At 69.4% G+C, this 18,901-nt stretch carries 19 protein-coding genes; 13 read left to right on the top strand and 6 right to left on the bottom strand.

Features of this window, described 5'->3' with window-relative positions; genetic code table 11:
* The first annotated feature begins 9 nt into the window (after positions 1-9).
* The 4 genes from A5713_RS06165 to A5713_RS06150 are packed head-to-tail and all read left to right on the top strand — an operon-like array spanning position 10 to position 4,066.
* A complete protein-coding gene (locus tag A5713_RS06165) occupies positions 10-807 on the top strand; it encodes an IclR family transcriptional regulator (RefSeq protein WP_068093670.1) in 798 nt (265 codons plus the stop codon).
* 42 nt (positions 808-849) lie between these two features.
* The gene (locus tag A5713_RS06160; RefSeq protein ID WP_068093644.1) at positions 850-1,989 is read left to right on the top strand and encodes an LLM class flavin-dependent oxidoreductase; all 1,140 of its coding nucleotides are present in this window, start codon (positions 850-852) and stop codon (positions 1,987-1,989) included.
* Positions 1,990-1,997: 8 nt separating this feature from the next.
* Positions 1,998-2,759 carry an SDR family NAD(P)-dependent oxidoreductase gene (locus A5713_RS06155; protein WP_068093668.1) on the top strand — a complete coding sequence of 254 codons (762 nt, stop codon included), beginning with the start codon at positions 1,998-2,000 and terminating at the stop codon, positions 2,757-2,759.
* A 50-nt stretch (positions 2,760-2,809) separates the two neighbouring features.
* Positions 2,810-4,066: a bifunctional 3,4-dihydroxy-2-butanone-4-phosphate synthase/GTP cyclohydrolase II gene (locus A5713_RS06150; RefSeq protein WP_068093643.1), complete on the top strand. Its 1,257-nt coding sequence runs from the start codon at positions 2,810-2,812 to the stop codon at positions 4,064-4,066.
* On the opposite strand, the gene A5713_RS06145 is transcribed toward A5713_RS06150, so the two are convergent.
* Genes A5713_RS06145 through cofD form a run of 4 tightly spaced genes read right to left on the bottom strand, consistent with a single transcriptional unit; the run spans position 4,063 to position 8,540 of the window.
* A complete protein-coding gene (locus A5713_RS06145; RefSeq protein WP_068093663.1) occupies positions 4,063-4,605 on the bottom strand; it encodes an NUDIX hydrolase in 543 nt (180 codons plus the stop codon). The two genes, A5713_RS06150 and A5713_RS06145, sit on opposite strands and share 4 nt — an antisense overlap.
* Complete coding sequence (locus tag A5713_RS06140; protein ID WP_068093640.1) at positions 4,602-6,191, bottom strand: class I SAM-dependent methyltransferase; 1,590 nt, start codon at positions 6,189-6,191, stop codon at positions 4,602-4,604. Before A5713_RS06140 ends, A5713_RS06145 begins: the two co-directional genes overlap by 4 nt.
* Before the next feature lie 10 nt (positions 6,192-6,201).
* Positions 6,202-7,542 (bottom strand): coenzyme F420-0:L-glutamate ligase, encoded by a 1,341-nt coding sequence (locus A5713_RS06135; protein ID WP_067918270.1) that lies wholly within the window; start codon positions 7,540-7,542, stop codon positions 6,202-6,204.
* Complete coding sequence (gene cofD / locus A5713_RS06130) at positions 7,539-8,540, bottom strand: 2-phospho-L-lactate transferase (RefSeq protein WP_068093637.1); 1,002 nt, start codon at positions 8,538-8,540, stop codon at positions 7,539-7,541. Before cofD ends, A5713_RS06135 begins: the two co-directional genes overlap by 4 nt.
* Positions 8,541-8,892: 352 nt before the next feature.
* Between cofD and A5713_RS06125 the strand changes: the two genes are divergently transcribed.
* Positions 8,893-9,231 carry a WhiB family transcriptional regulator gene (locus A5713_RS06125; protein ID WP_007168083.1) on the top strand — a complete coding sequence of 113 codons (339 nt, stop codon included), beginning with the start codon at positions 8,893-8,895 and terminating at the stop codon, positions 9,229-9,231.
* Between the two features lie 24 nt (positions 9,232-9,255).
* Here the strand turns inward: A5713_RS06125 and A5713_RS06120 are convergent, their stop codons facing one another.
* Complete coding sequence (locus tag A5713_RS06120) at positions 9,256-9,666, bottom strand: metallopeptidase family protein (protein ID WP_067918280.1); 411 nt, start codon at positions 9,664-9,666, stop codon at positions 9,256-9,258.
* Between the two features lie 172 nt (positions 9,667-9,838).
* On the opposite strand from A5713_RS06120, the gene A5713_RS06115 reads away from it, so the two are divergent.
* The 4 genes from A5713_RS06115 (at position 9,839) to manA (ending at position 14,140) form a co-directional block, all read left to right on the top strand.
* Positions 9,839-10,288 carry a DUF3499 domain-containing protein gene (locus A5713_RS06115; protein ID WP_082972806.1) on the top strand — a complete coding sequence of 150 codons (450 nt, stop codon included), beginning with the start codon at positions 9,839-9,841 and terminating at the stop codon, positions 10,286-10,288.
* A 122-nt stretch (positions 10,289-10,410) separates the two neighbouring features.
* Positions 10,411-11,808 (top strand): phosphomannomutase/phosphoglucomutase, encoded by a 1,398-nt coding sequence (locus tag A5713_RS06110; protein WP_068093634.1) that lies wholly within the window; start codon positions 10,411-10,413, stop codon positions 11,806-11,808.
* On the top strand, positions 11,805-12,905 hold the full coding sequence (locus A5713_RS06105) for a TobH protein (protein WP_068093631.1): 1,101 nt from the start codon (positions 11,805-11,807) through the stop codon (positions 12,903-12,905). Before A5713_RS06110 ends, A5713_RS06105 begins: the two co-directional genes overlap by 4 nt.
* Before the next feature lie 8 nt (positions 12,906-12,913).
* Positions 12,914-14,140: a mannose-6-phosphate isomerase, class I gene (gene manA, locus A5713_RS06100; protein WP_067928592.1), complete on the top strand. Its 1,227-nt coding sequence runs from the start codon at positions 12,914-12,916 to the stop codon at positions 14,138-14,140.
* Between the two features lie 19 nt (positions 14,141-14,159).
* On the opposite strand, the gene A5713_RS06095 is transcribed toward manA, so the two are convergent.
* Positions 14,160-15,554, bottom strand: coding sequence for an NAD(P)/FAD-dependent oxidoreductase (locus tag A5713_RS06095; RefSeq protein WP_102419933.1), 1,395 nt, complete (start codon positions 15,552-15,554; stop codon positions 14,160-14,162).
* Between the two features lie 99 nt (positions 15,555-15,653).
* On the opposite strand from A5713_RS06095, the gene A5713_RS06090 reads away from it, so the two are divergent.
* From A5713_RS06090 to A5713_RS06080, 4 genes are all read left to right on the top strand, one after another.
* The gene (locus A5713_RS06090) at positions 15,654-17,162 is read left to right on the top strand and encodes an APC family permease (RefSeq protein WP_068093626.1); all 1,509 of its coding nucleotides are present in this window, start codon (positions 15,654-15,656) and stop codon (positions 17,160-17,162) included.
* Positions 17,163-17,263: 101 nt separating this feature from the next.
* Complete coding sequence (locus tag A5713_RS06085) at positions 17,264-18,499, top strand: alkane 1-monooxygenase (RefSeq protein WP_068093624.1); 1,236 nt, start codon at positions 17,264-17,266, stop codon at positions 18,497-18,499.
* Positions 18,496-18,669, top strand: a complete 174-nt coding sequence (locus A5713_RS27350; RefSeq protein ID WP_082972805.1) for a rubredoxin — start codon at positions 18,496-18,498, stop codon at positions 18,667-18,669. The genes A5713_RS06085 and A5713_RS27350 overlap by 4 nt, the downstream gene beginning before the upstream one ends.
* On the top strand, positions 18,666-18,848 hold the full coding sequence (locus A5713_RS06080; RefSeq protein ID WP_007168093.1) for a rubredoxin: 183 nt from the start codon (positions 18,666-18,668) through the stop codon (positions 18,846-18,848). The genes A5713_RS27350 and A5713_RS06080 overlap by 4 nt, the downstream gene beginning before the upstream one ends.
* Positions 18,849-18,901 lie beyond the last annotated feature (53 nt).

Raw genomic sequence — 18,901 nt, 5'->3', positions numbered from 1 at the left:
GAGGTGTACGTGCCCGACGAAGGCTCGGTGCGGGTGATCGAACGGGTCTGCTTGGTGCTCGACTGCTTCACCAGGCAGCGGCCGCGGCTACAGATTGGCGACATCCGCGAGCGCACCGGTCTTCCGGCCACAACGGCGGCCCGGATCGTGAAAAACCTTGTCTCGCAGCGTTTGCTCGAGCGCGATGGCAACGAGTACCGCCTCGGACTGCGGGTCCTGGTGTGGGCCGCCCCCGCCGAGGCGGCCTCGGAGCTCATCGTCGCCGCCGCCCCGGTCATCGAGCACGTCCGCGATCTGACCGGCGAGACCACCGGGATCTACGTGCGTCAAGGGGCGGTGCGCGTCGGTGTCGCCGTCGCCCTGTCGGAACAATCGATCATCTACAACGGCTACGTCGGCCAGGTGATGCCCCTACATGCCGGCGCGGCGGGAAAGACGTTCATGGCATTCGAGCGCGAAGCGCTGAACGCGGCCCTGAGCGCCGGGCTGACGCGGTACACCGAGGCGACGACAACCGACGCCGACGCGCTGAAGCGCGAGCTCGAGGTCGTTCGCCGAGAGGGCTATTCGTACACCGCCGAGGAGCGCGAGCCAGGGCTGAGCTCCATCGCGGCACCCATTTTCGATTCCGCCGGCGACATCGCCGCGGCAATCGCGGTGGGGGGGCCGGCATTTCGCCTCACGTCGGCGGCCGCCGCCGCGTTCGGCCCGGTGATCACCACCGCCGGAGTCTCCATATCTCGGCGCCTGGGGTACGTCGGCCACCTCGGCAGTGAGCACGCGCAACCTGGACAAGTCACTACCTAAGCGTCCAAAACATAAGCCGCAGAGCATAGAAGGAGATTCGCCATGTCCGACCTCGCTGTCCCCGACGTCGCCGAAGCGAGGTCACACCTTCCCCTGTACGACGACAGCAACAAGCTCAAATTGGGGACATTCGCCACCAACGTGAGCTCCGGTGTGAGCCTGAGCCAGGCGCCCACGTCCTTCGAACTGAGTTGGGACCACACCGTCGGCCTCGCGCAGCGGTGCGATGCCATGGGTTTCGACATGCTCATTCCGCTTGGACGCTGGCGCGGCTTCGGTGGTCCGACCAACTTCAACGGTGCAAGCTTCGAGACCTACACGTGGGCGGCCGGCCTCGCCCAAGCCACCGAACGCATCATGGTTTTTGCCACGTCGCACGTCCCCGTCGTCCATCCGATCGTCGCCGCCAAACAAGCCGCGACCATCGACCACATCTCCCACGGACGCTTCGGCCTGAACCTCGTCATGGGCTGGTTCAAGCCCGAAATGGAGATGTTCGGCTCGACGCTGCGCGAGCACGACGAGCGCTACAAGGTGGGCGAGGAGTGGCTCGAGATCGTCAAACGGCTTTGGACCCAAGAGGAACCGTTCTCCTACGCGGGTGACTTCTACACCGTCAACGATGCGCAATCCTGGCCCAAGCCCGTGCAGAAGCCGCACCCGGTGATCATGAACGCCGGCGCATCGCCGGCCGGCAGCGACTTCGCCGCACGCAACGCCGACATCAGCTTCATTGCCGTCGACGACCCGGAAAGTGCGGCCGCCACGGTGGGCGACTTCAAAAACAACGCTTACCAGAAGTACGGCCGGCAACCGTTGGTCTTCTCCGGCGCCTACGTCGTATGCCGGGACTCCGAAAAAGAGGCCAAGCGGGCGCTGCAATCCATTCTCGACAACGGAGACCGCGAGGCCGCGCAGAACTTGATGCAGACCCTCGGCCTGCAAAGCGGCTCGTTCGATCACCTGATCGCCAAGGCGGCCGTGGATCGCTTCATCACTGGTTATGGCGGGGCGCCGTTCGTTGGAACACCGGAACAAATCGTGGACCGCTTCATCGAGATCGAGAAAGCGGGAATCTCGGGAATGACGTTGGGATTCCTCGACTATGCAGCGGAGCTCGCGCACTTCGACGACACCGTCATGCCGCTGCTTCGGCAAGCGGGATTGCGCGCTGACCGATGAGCGACGCGATGGGACGGCTTGACAACAAGTACGCGGTGATCACCGGCGCCACCGGCGGAGTCGGCCGCGCGGCGTGCCGCATGTTCTGCGGTGAAGGAGCGTCCGTGGTCGGCGTCGACATCAGCCGCGACGCGGGCGAAGAGCTCGAACGAGAACTGCGGGGCGGCGGTTACGACTTCCAGTTCCGCACCGTGGACGTGTCATCAGAAGAGCAGGTCAACGACCTTGCCGCGACGGTCGCTGACGGCCGCAGTGTCGACATCCTCTACAACAACGCCGGTGTCATCCTCGGAAAGCACATTCTTCAGTCCTCCGTCGAGGACTGGGATCGAGTCCACGACGTCAACTCCAGGTCCGTGTTCCTCATGATGCGGGTGTTTGCCCCCAAAATGACCAACCCCGGAGGCGCGATCGTGAACACGTCATCGGCTGGGGGAGTCGTTGCGATACCGAACATGTCGATTTACGGGGCCGCCAAAGCCGGGATCATCATGCTGTCCCGAGTCGCTGCCGTCGACCTTGCTCCCGGCATCCGGGTCAACGCCCTCGTTCCCGGGCTCATTGATACGCCGATGCCGCGAAGCTTCGTCGCCTCGCTTCCCGAAGACCAGCAAGACGCCGTCCTCGAGGGAATGAAGGCCCAGCATCTGACCGGTCGCCTGGGCCGCCCCGAGGAGGTCGCCGCGGCCGCGCTGTTCCTCGCCAGCGACGAAGCCTCCTTCGTCACGGGAACCGCGATGTTCGTCGACGGCGGGGCAACAGCGATGTGACACCCGACATGCGAGTCCGGGAGTGCGCACAACAGTCAAGGAGCGACGCCATGAGCAGGGCCTCTCAATCCGTGCAGCGGGCGGTCGCCGCCCTCGCGCGGGGGCGGATCGTCGTGGTGGCCGACGACCTCGATCGAGAAAACGAGGGCGACCTCGTCTGTGCGGCGGAGCAGGTCGGCGCCGAGCAGATGGCCTTCCTTATCCGGCACACCACCGGCATCATCTGCGCGCCGATGACTGCCGAGCGTGCCGACGCGTTGCGCTTGCCTCTCATGGTCGACGACAACCACGACCCGCACGGCACTGCTTTCACGGTCACGGTCGACCACACGTCGACCGGAACCGGAGTCTCAGCCGACGACCGCGCCCGGACCCTGCGCTCCCTGGCTGACCCGTCGACCGTAAACACGGACCTCAGGCGGCCCGGCCACGTCTTCCCGTTGCGTGCGCGAGCCGGCGGGGTTCTGGTGCGCGCGGGGCACACCGAAGCCGCCGTCGACTTGACGAGAATGGCCGGATTCTCCGGCGTTGGGGTGATCGGAGAATTGATCGACGACGACGGGTCGATGCGTCACGGCGAGTCACTGCGCAATTTCGCTGCAGAACATGATCTTCCGCTGCTGACGATCGCCGACCTGATTCGGCATCGGCGGCGGACCGAACGACTCGTCGAGTTGATCGGCGCATCACGGATGCCGACCGAGTTCGGCGAATTCCGCGCGCTGGCCTATCGCAACGTTCTCGACGGCGCGGAGCACCTCGCCCTGGTGATGGGCGACGTCGCTGCCGCCGGTCAGTCCGCGGAAGGGACCCTGGTGCGGGTGCATTCGGAGTGCCTGACCGGCGACATCGTCGGATCGCTGCGCTGTGACTGCGGCGCGCAACTCGAGAAGTCCCTCCACGCGATCGCGGCCGAAGGGGTCGGTGCGTTGGTCTACTTACGCGGACACGAGGGCCGGGGGATTGGCCTCGGGCACAAGATGCGGGCGTACGCGCTGCAAGAGGAAGGCCTCGACACCGTGGACGCCAACCTCGCCCTGGGTCTTCCGGTCGACTCCCGCAGTTACGGCGTCGGCGCACAGATACTGACCGACCTCGGTATTTTTCGACTGCGCCTCATCACCAATAACCCGGCCAAGTACGGCGGCATCGACGGATACGGGCTGCACATCACGGCTCGGGTGGCGCTGCCCGTCGCAGAAACCCCGCACAACGTGCGATACCTGCGCACCAAGAGAGAGCGCATGTGGCATGACCTCCCGGTCGCGCCCCGCTCCGAGTTAGCGCGCACGACCGATGGTGGTTAGTTGATTCCGCGGGACGCACGCCCCACCAAATACGCCAGCGCGTGGTCGGCGCCGTCGGGCAGCGCGTCGGCGGGCCACCACCGCAGGTCCTCCGACTCGTCGCTGATCGCGATCCGCGCGCCGGCCGGCGCGTGCGCGACGAACTGCAGATCCAGGTGGCGGGTGGGCACGCCCAACGAGCAGGTGACCGGGTGGACGTGGATGGCGGCCAGCGCTGGCTCGATGCGCAACCCGTCGACGCCGGACTCCTCGGTGGCCTCGCGCAGCGCCGCGGCGACGACGTCGCCGTCGTCGTCGTCGCAGTGGCCGCCCAGCTGCACCCAGCGGCCCACGCGGGGGTGCAGGGTGAGCAGCACCTGCGAACCGGTGTGGTCGACCACCAGCGCCGAGGCGGTGACATGGCCCGGCACGCACGCCCGGCGGCAGGCGTCGGGACGGGCGAGCACGAAGGCCAGGACGGCGTGCCGCAACGCATCCTGCGCCGGATCCGGGGCCTGCCAGTCGGACAGCAGCGAGATCGCCGAGTCCCGGACGCTCACCGAGAACCCCGCCGCGTCCGGCGATCCCGCAGCGAGACCCAGGCCGCGCGGCACCGCGTCACCGCTCCCGGCGCGAGCCCCAGCCCGTCGATCAGGACGTGGCGGTCGACGAGGTCGAGCGCCTTGTCGATCTCGTTGGCCTTCAACAGCAGATCGACGTCACCGGGCAGCCCGGGGCCGGCGAGCGCCGGCGGGGGGATGGGCAGCTGCTCGGCTTCCCGGGGCTCCAGCTCCAAGATGCCCCCGCCGTAACTGCGGCCGAGGATTTCGGCGAAGGCGAACGTCACGCTGTTGTGGAACACCGCGGCCAGCGCGGCCGGGTCAGTCTGGGCGTCCACCCCGGCGGCGAGCCGGACCCGGTGCACCGTGTCGGTGCTGGTCGCCGCGGCGGCGTTGACGGTCAGCCGCGGCGTCAGGTGGATCTGGCGCAGCAGGAACAGGTCGGGCATCCACAGCGAGGGCGTGGTCCACCACGGCTTGCGGATCGAGCACTTGTAACCGCGGTCCACCCCGGCGGCCGCACCGGCGTCGATGTGCGCGGCCAGGGCGGCGTCGGCCGGCTCGCACGGCGCGTTGAGCAGCCAGCCGCGGTGCCCGGCGGCGACATCGCCCGCCCGGCAATCGGTGTCGTAGAACAGGCCGGACAACTGTGCGCTGCGCGAGACGAGCGGGACGCAGTGGGGCAGCAGCCCGAGTGCGCGGGCCTGCGCGTCGGTGAACGTGAAGAAGCTGTTGCGTCCCGTCACGATGCCCACGTCGACCTCGGCGACCGACCCCAGCCGGGTCATGGCCGCCGACGCCTTGAGCGTGCGCAGCAGCCGGATCGCGGCCGGGTCCAGGAAGTAGGTGGTCCACTTCTCGTTCTCGTGCAGCAGCGCGGGCGCCGATTCGACACCGAGGTCGGCATCCGCGAGCGCATCGGCGTCGGCCAGGTCGACCGTGCGGACCCGGGCGGGCCCGCGACCGGCGATCGCGCAGAACAACACGACCTCCTGCAGGATGCGGTCGAACACCAACCGCCGGAACGTCACCAGCGTGATGTCGCTGAATCGGCTCAGCAGGAACTCGCGCAGCTGCGCGGCGTAGGTGACCTGAAGCAGCTCGGCGGGCAGCACCAGTCCCACCCGGCCGCCGTCGCGCACCAGCATCGAGCTCGCCACCACGAAGGGAACCCAGGCGTTGGTCAGCCGGGTGGGCCGCAGGCCCGCGCGCCGCATCAGCTCCAGCGCGGGGGCGCGCTGCTCGGCCGCCCAGTTGCCGAATCGGATGTAGGGCGGATTGCCCGCGACCCCGTCCCAGCCGCCGGGCTCGGTGGTGGCGAGCCAGGTGAACAGGTTCGCGGTGTCGACGGGAGCGAATTGCCGTGCCGTGGCCGCCTCTTCGGCGACGAGCTCGACGCCGTGGATCCGCCCGCCGAGGGCGGCCAGCTCGCGCAGGATGGCGCCGTCGCCGCAGGAGGGTTCCAGCACGCGCGGTCCGGCTTCGCGCACCCAGCGGGCGAGGAACCGGGCCACCGCCGCCGGCGTGTAGTAGCCGCCGCGGGCCTTCTCGGCGGAGGCCGCCGCCTTGCCCGCGAACATCTTCATTCGGCAAGTATCACTTGCGGATCAACAAATCCCCGGCGTCCGCCGGGTCGCGCGGCCCGGCGGGTTCTTCGGGGTAGCCGATCGCGACTGCGCCCAGCGGCTCCCAGTCGGCGGGCAACTCCAGCTCCGCGCGCACCAGGTCGGCGGCGAAGATCGTCGAGCCGATCCAGCAGCTGCCCACCCCGCGCACGGCCAGCGCCACCAACAGGGCCTGCACGGCCGCCCCGACCGCCACGGTGAACATGGTGTGCTCGGCGTCGGTGCGGGCGGCGTCGGGATACGCGTGCGCGCCTTCGGGAACGAGCATCGGGATGACGACCTCGGGTGCGTCGTAGAGGATCTGGCCGCGCGCCACCCGGCGTTCCACCGAGTCGGCGGGCCTGCCGTCGCCGGCGAGGTCGGCGCGCCACTTGTCTTTCATGCGGTCCAGCAGCCGCGGCCGCACACCGTCCGTGCGCAGCCAGACGAACCGGACCGGCCGGGTGTGGTGCGGGGCGGGGGCGGTGAGGGCCTCGGCGACGGCGGCTTCGATCAGCTCGGGCGCCACCGGCTCGGCGCTGAACCGGCGCACCGATCGGCGCAACAGCTGCGCCTGCCGGCGGCCCGCGTCGAGGGCCTCGGCGGTGCCGAGCCAGAACAGGTCTTCCTCGCCGGGCCGCAGCAGTCGCCGCGCGGTCGAGCCGTCGTCGGACACGGCAAGGCCGCGCACCACCGCCACCGGCATGGCGGTCAATTTGCCCTTCACCAGATCGGCCGCCGCGGCGACCTCGTCGGCGACCGCGATCTCGGTGACCACCAGTTCGTTGCCGTGGCGGTCGACGCTCCCCGAATAGCCGTGCAGCACAGCCATACCGGCCGACCCCACCGCCGCGTCGATCTGGCCGTTGCGCCAGGCGCGGCCCATCGTGTCGGTGATGACCACCGCGACGTCGACCCCCAGTCGTTCGGCCAGGCCGGCGCGCAGCGCCGCGGCGCTGCCGTCGGGGTCGACCGGCAGCAGCGCGAGTTCGTCGCGGCCCACGTTGGATCCGTCCACGCCCGCGGCGGCCTGGATCAGGCCGATGCGGTTCTCGGTGATCAGGGTGCGGCCCTTGCGCGCCAGCACCCGCACCGCCTCCTGCTCGACCAGCTTGCGCCGGAGTTGGTCGCGCTCCTCGGCGTCCTGCGGCGCGGGCACCAGCCGGCCCTCACACTTGGACACCACCTTGCTGGTCACCACCACGACGTCGCCGTCGCGCAGCCAGGGGGCGGCCGCGGCCAGCGTCGCGCTCAGGTCGTCGCCGGGGCGGAACTCGGGAAGCCCGGCGACGGGCAGGATCTCGATCGCCGCGCCGGTGCCGTGTTCGGTCACAGGTTCACGCCCGCGAGGTCGAGCCCGGCGCGGACCATCTCGGCCGTCGCTTTCGGGTCGGTCATCAGCAGCGGCACGGCGCGCACCGCGACGCCATCGATGTCCGCGTGGTCGCCCTCGTGCACCAGCCAGCAATCCAGGATGCCGGTGCCACCGCGCGCCCCGTAATGCCGGCCGACCGCCTCCGCGGTGGAGTCCACCCCGACCACCGACAGGCACGCATCGGCCATGCCGCGCAAGGGTTTTCCACCGATGATCGGCGAGTACCCGACGACCGGGGCGGTCGTCGAGCGCAACGCCGCGCGAATGCCGGGCACGGCCAGGATGGCGCCGACGCTCACCACGGGGTTGGACGGCGCCAGCAGGATGACGTCGGCGTCGGCGATGGCGGCGACAGCTTCACTTGTGGCGGTGGCCTTTTCGGCTCCGATGGAGGCGAAGCTGTGTGTCGGCACGTCGGCGCGATAGCGCACCCACCACTCCTGGAAGTGGATCGCGCGCCGGGTGCCGTCGTCCGGATCGGTGATCACCACGTGCGTCTCGCAGCGGTCGTCACTGGCCGGCAGCAACCGGGCACCGGGTTGCCAGCGATCGCACAGCGCCGTGGTGATCTGCGACAGCGGGTAGCCGGCGCCCAGCATCTGGGTGCGCACCAGGTGGGTGGCGATGTCGCGGTCGCCGAGTCCGAACCAGTCCGGCTGCACGCCGTAGCGCGCCAATTCCTCTTTGGCGTGCCAGGTTTCGTCGCGGTGACCCCACCCGCGCTCGGGGTCTACACCTCCACCTAAGGTGTACATGCAAGTGTCCAAGTCCGGGCAGACCCGCAGTCCATGAATCCAGGCGTCGTCGCCGATGTTGACGATTGCGCTAAGTTCGTGGTTGCCGGCTCCCGCGTCTGGGTGCTGTTGCGTTGCGAACTGACCCAGCCCGAGTAACTGTTGAATCCCCAGCAGGAAGCGGGCGCCGCCAACCCCACCGACCAGAACGGTGACCTTCACGTGGACGACAGTACTGCCCGACGACTGTGTGGTGGCCGGCCCGTTACGCGGCCTTTAAGCATAGTTGCGGGCGGTGTGATCGACACGCCGAATGAGCAAAACAACGGAAACGCCGTAATTCGGTCACGAGATGGTATGGAAATGCGCCGTAATGCTTGACCCGGCAGATCAACCCGTGTCTAATCACAACAGTGTCATTTCCCGGTTGGCCGGCCGGTTCCGGTGTCGCAGACCGAGATTCGATCACTTGTTCGAATTGTCTGTACACATCAGAAAAGTGGGAACCACTCACTCCCCCAATCAAATTGAGGAGGCGGACGACCGTATGTCTTACGAACATCTTCGAGGAGTCATGGCGAGCACGCCGCACACCCCCATCGTCTCGGCGCCGGTTCGGCCGGCCCGGCCGCACCTGACCGTGGTTCCCGATGCGCCAGTCGCATTCGAGCCCGAGCCGATGCCGGCCCCCGTCGCGGACCAGTGGCAGGACCGGGCGCTGTGCGCCCAGACCGACCCCGAGGCCTTCTTCCCGGAGAAGGGCGGCTCCACCCGCGAGGCCAAGAAGATCTGCCTGGGGTGCGAGGTACGCCACGAGTGCCTGGAGTACGCCCTGGAGCACGACGAGCGCTTCGGCATTTGGGGCGGCCTCTCCGAGCGGGAGCGCCGTCGCCTCAAGCGCGGCATCATCTGACGCCGCGCACAACGTCTTTCGGCGTCATTCGTCGTCGATCGTCGGGTCGATGACCGACGGCTCGACATCGAGGTAGATGGCCACCTGGGCCACCAGTATCTCGTGCAGCAAATCACCGAGTTCGACGGTGTCCTTCGCCCGTCGCTCAATAGGCTTGCGGAACAAGACAATTCGCGCCCGCGTGGCGTTGCCGCGGACGTCGACGCCGGCCGGGATCAGTCGCGCCAGGGGGATCGGCCCGTCGGCGACGACCTCCGGCGGCCACTGCACGCTGTCGGGATCCTTGGCCGCGATGCGGGGGATCTCGTCGACCGCCACGTCGAGCTCGGCCAGGCGCGCCTGCCAATGCCGCTCGATGGGTTCGTAGGCCTCGAGCACCGCCATGTCGAACCGCTCGGCCCGGCTGCGCCACCCGGGCACCGTCGGCGGCAGCAGCGGACCGCGTACATCGCGGCCCCGCCGGGAAGCGAATCGGCCCGGGGACCGATCCCTCCGCGGGGAGCTGCGCGAATCGCCCACGCGCCGATGGTAACGGTTGAACATCGGGGGTCGGCCGGTTGCGCGTGTCCGGCGCTTCAAGGACGTTTGCGCACGATAGCCTTTCGGCGTGAACGTTCCCCGTCGCTGTTGCCGGCCCGGGTGTCCGCACTACGCCGTGGCGACCTTGACGTTCGTCTACTCGGACTCGACGGCGGTGGTGGGACCACTCGCGACCGCGCGGGAGCCCCATTCGTGGGACCTGTGCGTCGGCCATGCCGGCCGGATCACCGCGCCCCGCGGGTGGGATCTGGTGCGCCACGCCGGCCCCCTCTTTTCTGAGCCCACGCATCCCGACGAGGACGACCTGGTCGCCCTCGCCGATGCGGTGCGCGAGGGCGGCCCCGCGGCGCGCGCGGTGCCCTACGGCGGCGCGCCGATCAACGGCTTCGCCGACCCGCACATCCCCCACGCCGGGTCGCAGGCCACCGCGCCCAGCAGCAGTGTGCTCGCGCCGCCCGAGCATCGGTCCGGCCGGCGCCGCGGGCATCTGCGGGTGTTGCCCGACCCCAGTGACTAGCCGTTCCGGCGTCGACCGCGATCCGCGCGCACCGCTGCGGTCCGTGTTTGTCGCGGGCCGATAGGCTGACGGCCAAGAGGCGAAGGAACGCGAACCCGTTCAAGGCGTCAGGAGGCCCCCGCATGTCTCGGCTCGCCGCGACCGTCCACCGCGTCGTCAAGGCATACGACGTGCGAGGGCTGGTCGGCGACGAGCTCGACGAGCCGCTGGTCACCGCCCTGGGGGCGGCCTTCGCCAGGCTGATGCGCGGCGAGGGCGCGCGGCAGGTGGTGATCGGCCATGACATGCGCGACAGTTCGCCCGCGCTGGCCGCTGCCTTCGCCTCCGGGGTGATGAGCCAGGGCCTGGACGTGGTGCGGATCGGTCTGTCCTCCACCGACCAGCTCTACTTCGCCTCCGGGTCGCTGGACTGCCCCGGCGCCATGTTCACCGCGAGCCACAACCCGGCGGTCTACAACGGGATCAAGCTGTGCCGGGCGGCCGCCAAGCCGGTCGGCGCGGACAGCGGGCTGCGCGCCATCAGTGAGGACGTGATCGCCGGGGTGCAGCCGTATGACGGGCAACCCGGAACCGCCACCGACCGCGACGTGCTCGACGACTACGGGACGTTCCTGCGTTCGCTGGTGAGCACGTCGGGGCTGCGGCCCCTGCGGGTGGCCGTCGACGCCGGCAACGGCATGGCCGGTCTCACCACGCCCGCGGTGCTCGGGGCGATCGACTCGATCACCTTGCTGCCGTTGTACTTCGAGCTCGACGGCTCGTTCCCCAACCACGAGGCCAACCCGCTCGACCCGGCCAACCTGGTCGACCTGCAGGCCTACGTCCGCGACACCGGCGCGGACATCGGCCTGGCCTTCGACGGGGATGCCGACCGCTGCTTCGTCGTCGACGAACGCGGCCGGCCCGTGTCGCCCTCGACGGTGACCAGCCTGGTGGCCGTGCGCGAGCTGGGCCGGGAGATCGGCGCCACCATCATCCACAACGTGATCACCTCCCGCGCGGTACCCGAGCTGGTCACCGAACGCGGCGGCACGCCGCTGCGCTCCCGCGTCGGGCACTCCTATATCAAGGCGATGATGGCCGACACCGGCGCCATCTTCGGCGGCGAACATTCGGCGCACTATTACTTCCGTGACTTCTGGGGTGCGGACTCCGGGATGCTGGCCGCGCTACACGTGCTGGCCGCCCTCGGCGAGCAGGACCGGCCGTTGTCGGAGTTGACCGCGGACTACCAGCGCTACGAATCGTCGGGCGAGATCAACTTCACGGTCGCCGACGCGTCGCTGTGCACCGAAGCCGTGCTGAAGTCCTTCGGCAGCCGGATCCACGCCATCGACCACGTGGACGGGGTGACCGTCGACCTGGGCGACGGCAGCTGGTTCAACCTGCGCAGCTCCAACACCGAGCCGTTGCTGCGGCTCAACGTGGAGGGGCGCAGCGCCGAGGACGTCGACGCGGTGGTGGCCCAGATCAGCGCGGAGATCGAGGCGCAGCCGGCGCCCGCCGAGGCCGCCCCGTGAGCGCCGTGCGGGCGATCGATCTCGAGGACACCGAGGGTCTGCTCGCCGCCGACCGTGACGGCATGCTGCGCTCGGCGTCGTCGGCCGGCGCGCAGGTGCGCGCGATCGCCGCGGCGGTCGAGGAGGGCGCGCTGGATACCCTGCGGACCGACGACCGGCCGCGCAGCCTGATCTGGGTGGCCGGCCGCGGGGCCGCCGACAGCGCCGGCGCCATGCTGGCCGCGACGGTGGGCGGTGCGGCTTCCGAGCCGATCGCGCTGACCGCCGAGGTCCCGCCGTGGATCGGCCCGCTGGACGTGCTGGTCGTGGCGGGCGACGATCCTGGCGATCCCGTGCTGGTTGCCGCGGCGGCGACCGGCGTGCGCCGCGGGGCGCGGGTCGTGGTCGTCGCGCCGTACGAGGGGCCGCTGCGGGATTACACGGCGGGCCGGGCGGCGGTGCTGGCGCCGCGGCTTGCCATCCCCGACGAGTTCGGGCTGTGCCGCTACCTGGCCGCCGGCCTGGCCGTCGTGCAGACCGTGGACCAGCGGCCGGGCATCGACCTGCGGGCCCTGGCCGACGAGCTGGACGCCGAGGCGCTGCGCAACAGCGCGGGCCGCGAGCTGTTCACCAACCCGGCCAAGACGATCGCCGCGCGGCTGGCCGACCGTCAGGTCGCGCTGGCCGGCGATTGCGCAGCGACGCTGGCGCTGGCCCGGCATGGCAGTTCGGTGCTGCTGCGGACCGCCCATCAGGTGGTCGCCGCGACCGGCCTGTCCGACGCCGTCGTCGCGCTGCGCGCCGGGGCCTCCGGCGGCTTCCCGGATCCCGCCGAGGCGCTGTTCCACGACGAGCAGATCGACGGCCCGCTGCCCCGGCGGCTGCTGGTGCTGGCGCTGACCTTGTCCGCCGAACAGCCGGTGGTGGCCGCCCGCACCGCGGGGCTGGACGACGTGTACCTGCTCGCCGCCGAGGACGTGCCCGACGGACCCGGCGGCTCGGCCGGCTCGACCGTCACGCCGGCGTTGGGGGGCGCCATCAGCGCCGAGCAGCAATTGGCAGTGTTGGCCGTCCGGCTGGAGATGGCCGCGGTTTACGCGCGACTGGTGCGGGGATAGATAGAACAGTGGAACTGCTTCGCGGAGCCTTGCGGACGTACGCCTGGGGATCACGCACCGACATCGCCGAATTCACCGGGCGGACGGTTCCGGCCGCCCACCCGGAGGCCGAGCTCTGGTTCGGCGCACACCCCGGCGACCCGGCCTGGCTGGAAACGGATCATGGCGAGATCACGCTGCTCGATGCGCTCGTCGAAGACCCGGAGGGACAGCTCGGCCCGGCGACGCGCGCCCGATTCGGAGACGTGCTGCCGTTCTTGGTCAAGGTGCTCGCGGCCGACGAGCCGCTGTCCCTGCAGGCCCACCCGAGCGCGGCGCAGGCGGCCGAAGGCTACCTCCGCGAGGAGCGGCTGGGTATCCCGCTGTCCTCCCCGGTACGCAACTACCGCGACACCTCCCACAAACCCGAGCTGCTGGTGGCGCTGCAGCCGTTCGAGGCGCTCGCCGGATTCCGTCAGGTCGCCCGCACCGTCGAGCTGCTGCGCGCCCTGGCGGTCTCGGACCTCGACCCCTTCATCGAGCTGCTCAACGACCAGTCCGACGCCGACGGCCTGCGAGCGCTGTTCACCACCTGGATCACCGCACCCCAGCCCGACATCGACGTTCTGGTGCCCGCCGTACTGGACGGCGCCATCCAGTACATCAGCTCCGGGGCAACCGAATTCGCCGGCGAGGTCAAGACGGTGCTGGAACTCGGGGAACGCTATCCCGGCGACGCCGGGGTGCTGGCGGCGCTGCTGCTGAACCGCATCACGCTGGCCCCCGGCGAGGCGATCTTCGTGTCGGCGGGCAGCCTGCACACCTACCTGCGCGGGTTCGCCCTGGAGGTGATGGCCAACTCCGACAACGTGTTACGCGGCGGCCTGACCCCCAAACACGTCGACGTCCCCGAGTTGCTGCGGGTGCTCGACTTCACCCCGACCAGCGAGGCAGAGGTGCGGTCCCACGTCCGCCGCGAGGGCTTCGGCCTGATCTATGAGACCCCGGCCGACGAGTTCGCGGTCGCGCTGCTGGAGCTCGACGGCGATTATCTGGGCCACGAGGTCGACGCCTCGTGCAGCCACGAGGGCCCGCAGATCCTGCTGTGCACCGAGGGCTGCACGACCGTGCACGGCAAGTCCGGGTCGCTGACCCTGCAGCGGGGGATGGCCGCCTGGGTGGCGGCCGACGACGCCCCGATCCGGCTGGTCGCGCGCGAGCCCACCAAGCTGTTCAGGGCGACTGTGGGGCTGTGAGGGGGGCGCGCCGGCAGTCTTATAGTGGCGACCCGCATCGCCCGGCTTCGCCGCGCTCGCGATCGCCACGGGCGGCCTGACGGCGTTCGCCCAGCCACAGCCGCAGGTTGTGCGTAATGGCCCGCCCGACGATGCGCGGCGGCGGGACCATGTACAGGCTGTCCAGCAGTGAGAACCGGCGCAAAAACCATTCCGCCAGAACGGGATCGGTCTCGGCGGCCCCCAGGAATTGGTCGAACAGCGCACCGGAGGGCCGCCACCACCACGGGATCGGTCCCTTGGCTCCGGCGTGGTGAAAGGTGACGTCGCCGATGGCGTTCATGATCCAGACGGGGAAGGTGGTCTTGGCGGTGGCCCGGCTCAGTTCCGCGGCCAGTTGCTCGTCGGGGGAGGACAGCGCGCGCCGCAGGTGACCGGCCTGCAGCGAGGTCATCGTCATGCCCTGCCCGAAGGTCGGGTTGAAGCTGGCGACCGCGTCGCCGAAGGGGATGATCCCGGCGGGGAAGCGGTCCAGCTTGTCATACCGGCGCCAGCGGCTGGCCGGAAACGCGTGGAACGCCGGCTCTCCCAGGGGTTCGGCCTGCGTCAGGGCGGTACTGAAGTGGGCCGGTAGTAGCTCGTCGGCCAGCGCCAGCATCTCGGGAAACGTCCGGGGCGGTTTGACGTTGGCCACGCCGAAGGTGGTCAGCACCCAGGTGCCGTCCTCGTAGCACAGCATGCCCAGCCCCAGCGACTTGTCGTGGGAGGCGCCCGCGACCACCACCTTCTCGGTGATCAATCCGTCCCGGATGCGGAACTGCTGGGTGGCGTAGTGGATGCCGATGTCCAGGGCGTCTTCCCGGGGCCGCTCGTACCCCCACTGCTCGAGCCACACCGGGAGCCGGGTGCCCCGCCCGGCCGCGTCGACGACGAGGTCCGTGGCCACGAATTCCGGCTCCCGGCCGTCGGTGTCTTCGGCGTCCAGCACCACCCCGGTCACCCGCCGGCGGGCCGCGTCGAACCGTGGTTCGGCCACGGAGCGGCGCACGATCACCACGTTGTCCGTATCCCGGACTCGTTTGCGCAACTGCCACTCCAGATGCGGGCGGCTGGGCACATACGCGGTGAATTCGTCGCGCAGCGTGTGTCCGGTCCCGAGCACGTGGCCGGCGGCACCGAGGTGAATGCACTCGGGCCGGTTCTCCAGCATCGGCACGCCGGCGGCCACCATGTCGTCGAGCAGCCCGGGGAACAGCGTCTCGAACTCCATTGCGCCGCGGGCCATCAGCATGTGCAGGTGCCGGTCCTGCGGGACCGCCGCCCGGTTCGACGGTGTGCTCGGCAACTCGTCGCGTTCGTAGACGGTGACCCGCGCATAGGAATCCGAGAGCACCCGCGCGGCGCACAGGCCGGCGATGCTGCCCCCGATGACCACCGCATGCTCCCTGGTGTTTGCTTTGGTGTCCGGCATCTCGGCAGAGTACCCAGTACTGTGACGGACCAATGGGTCCCAGTTGATTCCGAAGGGCGACGGATGGCCAACCGATGGCGGATGAAGTCGGTCGAGCAATCGATAGCCGACACCGACGAGCCAGACACCCGGCTACGCAAGGACCTGACCTGGCTGGACCTGGTCGTCTTCGGCGTCGCGGTGGTGATCGGCGCCGGTATCTTCACCGTCACGGCCTCGACGACCGGCGACATCACCGGCCCGGCCATCTGGATCTCGTTCGTCATCGCGGCCATCACCTGCGCGCTGGCTGCGCTGTGTTACGCCGAGTTCGCCTCCACGCTGCCCGTCGCCGGCAGCGCCTACACCTTCTCCTACGCCACCTTCGGGGAGTTCCTGGCCTGGATCATCGGATGGAACCTGCTGCTGGAGCTGGCGATCGGCGCGGCGGTCGTGGCCAAGGGGTGGTCGAGCTATCTGGGCAACGTCTTCGGGTTTGCCGGGGGCACAACCGAGTTCGGGTCGGTCAACCTGGACTGGGGCGCGCTGCTGATCGTCGCCGGGGTGGCCACCCTGATCGCGCTGGGCACCAAACTGTCGTCCAGGTTCTCCGCGGTGATCACCGGCATCAAGGTGTCGGTGGTGCTGTTGGTGGTCGTCGTCGGCGCCTTCTACATCAAGGGCTCCAACTATTCGCCCTTCATTCCCAAGCCCGAGTCGGGGCACGAGGCCTCGGGCATCAATCAGTCGGTGCTGTCGCTGCTGACCGGGGCGCACAGCAGCCACTACGGGTGGTACGGCGTGCTGGCGGGCGCGTCGATCGTGTTCTTCGCGTTCATCGGTTTCGACATCGTCGCGACCATGGCCGAGGAGACCAAGCGGCCCCAGCGCGACGTCCCGCGGGGCATCCTCGCGTCGCTGGCCATTGTCACCGTGCTCTACGTCGCGGTCTCGGTGGTGCTGTCCGGCATGGTCTCCTACACCCAGCTCAAGACGGTCCCCGGCCACAAGCCGGCGAACCTCGCGACGGCGTTCACCGCCAACGGGATCCACTGGGCCAGCAAGATCATCGCGATCGGGGCGCTGGCCGGGTTGACCACCGTGGTGATGGTCCTGATGCTCGGCCAGTGCCGCGTCCTGTTCGCGATGGCCCGCGACGGCCTGTTGCCGCGGCGGCTGGCGAAGACCGGTGCGCGCGGCACACCGGTCCGGATCACCGTACTGGTCGCGGTGGTGGTGGCGGCGACGGCGTCGGTGTTCCCCATCGCCAAGCTCGAGGAGATGGTCAACGTCGGAACCCTGTTCGCGTTCGTGCTCGTCTCGGCCGGCGTCATGGTGCTGCGGCGCACCCGCCCGGACCTGGAGCGCGGCTTCCGGGCGCCATGGGTGCCGGTCCTGCCGATCGCCTCGATCTGCGCCTGCGTCTGGCTGATGGTCAACCTCACCGCGCTGACCTGGGTGCGGTTCGGCGTCTGGCTGGCGGTGGGAACGGCGATCTACGTCGGCTACGGGTACCGGCACTCCGTGCAGGGCCGTCGCGAGGCCGACGGGGTCGCACCGCCCGCGCGCGCGGAACCCGACACCGTGCCGTAACGGCGCTGGTTTACAAAACCACGTCTCGTGTCTAGACACGAGACGTGGTAGGCGATATTGTCAATCCCCAGAGTGGCGTGACTCACAAGGAGGTTTGGCATATGACCACACTCGAACGGCAGGTGCACCCGGACGCGTCCGAGCCGCCGGTCTGGCGGGACAAGAAGCGGCACCTGTGGCTCATGGGGCTGATCGCGCCGACGGCGTTGTTCGTGGTGCTGCCGCTGGTCTGGGCGATGAACTCACTCGGCTGGCAGACCGGCTCGCAGGCACTGCTGTGGATCGGGCCGATCCTGGTCTACGTCCTGCTGCCGATCCTGGACCTGCGCTTCGGGCCCGACGGGCAGAACCCGCCCGACGAGGTGATGGAGCAGCTGGAGAACGACAAGTACTACCGCTACTGCACCTACATCTTCATCCCGTTCCAGTACCTGAGCGTGGTCTTCGGCGCCTACCTGTTCACCGCCTCGAACCTGAGCTGGCTGGGCTATGACGGCGCGCTGGGCTGGGCGGGCAAGCTGGGCGTCGCCCTGTCGGTCGGCGTCCTCGGCGGCGTCGGCATCAACACCGCCCACGAGATGGGCCACAAGAAGGACGAGCTGGAGCGGTGGCTGTCCAAGATCACTCTGGCGCAAACCTGCTACGGCCACTTCTACATCGAGCACAACCGCGGCCACCACGTGCGCGTGTCCACCCCTGAGGACCCGGCGTCGGCGCGGTTCGGGGAGACCTTCTGGGAGTTCTTGCCGCGCAGCGTCTTCGGCAGCCTGCGCTCGTCGTTGCGGCTGGAGGCCCAGCGGATCCGTCGGCAGGGGCGCAGCCCGTGGGACCCCCGGACGTATCTGTCCAACGACGTGCTCAACGCCTGGCTGCTGTCGATCGTGTTGTGGGGGGTCCTGATCGCGGTGTTCGGCCCGGCGCTGATCCCGTTCGTGGTCATCCAGGCCGTGTTCGGCTTCAGCCTGCTCGAGTCCGTCAACTACCTCGAGCACTACGGGCTGCTGCGGCAGAAGCAGGCCAACGGACGCTACGAGCGCTGCACGCCCGTGCACAGCTGGAACTCCGACCACGTGGTCACCAACCTGTTCCTGTACCACCTGCAGCGGCACAGCGATCACCACGCCAACCCGACGCGCCGGTACCAGACGCTGCGCAGCATGGAGGGCGCGCCGAACCTGCCGAGCGGGTACGCGTCGATGATCTCGCTGACCTACATCCCGCCGCTGTGGCGCAGGGTGATGGACCACCGGGTGCTCGAGCACTACGACGGCGACATCACCAAGGTCAACATCCACCCGCGGGCGCGCAAGCGGGTGCTGGCGAGGTACGGGGCATGAGTACCTACCGCTGCCCGGGCTGCGGCTACACCTACGACGAGGCGAAAGGCGCTCCGCGGGAAGGGTTTCCCGCGGGCACGCCGTTCGCCGACATCCCCGACGACTGGGGCTGCCCGGACTGTGCGGTGCGCGAGAAGGCCGATTTCGATTGCTTAGGAGTGAGCCGGTGAGCGACTACAAACTGTTCGTCTGCGTGCAGTGCGGATTCGAATACGACGAGGCCAAGGGCTGGCCGGAAGACGGCATCGCGCCCGGGACCCGCTGGGACGACATCCCCGAGGACTGGAGCTGCCCGGACTGCGGCGCGGCGAAATCCGACTTCGAGATGGTGGAGATCGCCCGCTCGTGATCGGCGCGAAAGCGGCTCGAAAGCGGCTATTAAAGGGGCTATTGTCGCGCCTG

This window comes from Mycobacterium sp. E2497 (genome assembly GCF_001668695.1).
Classification (GTDB): domain Bacteria; phylum Actinomycetota; class Actinomycetes; order Mycobacteriales; family Mycobacteriaceae; genus Mycobacterium.
The sequence above is the reverse complement of the archived record's forward strand: the minus strand, read 5'-3'. Positions and strand labels throughout refer to the sequence as shown.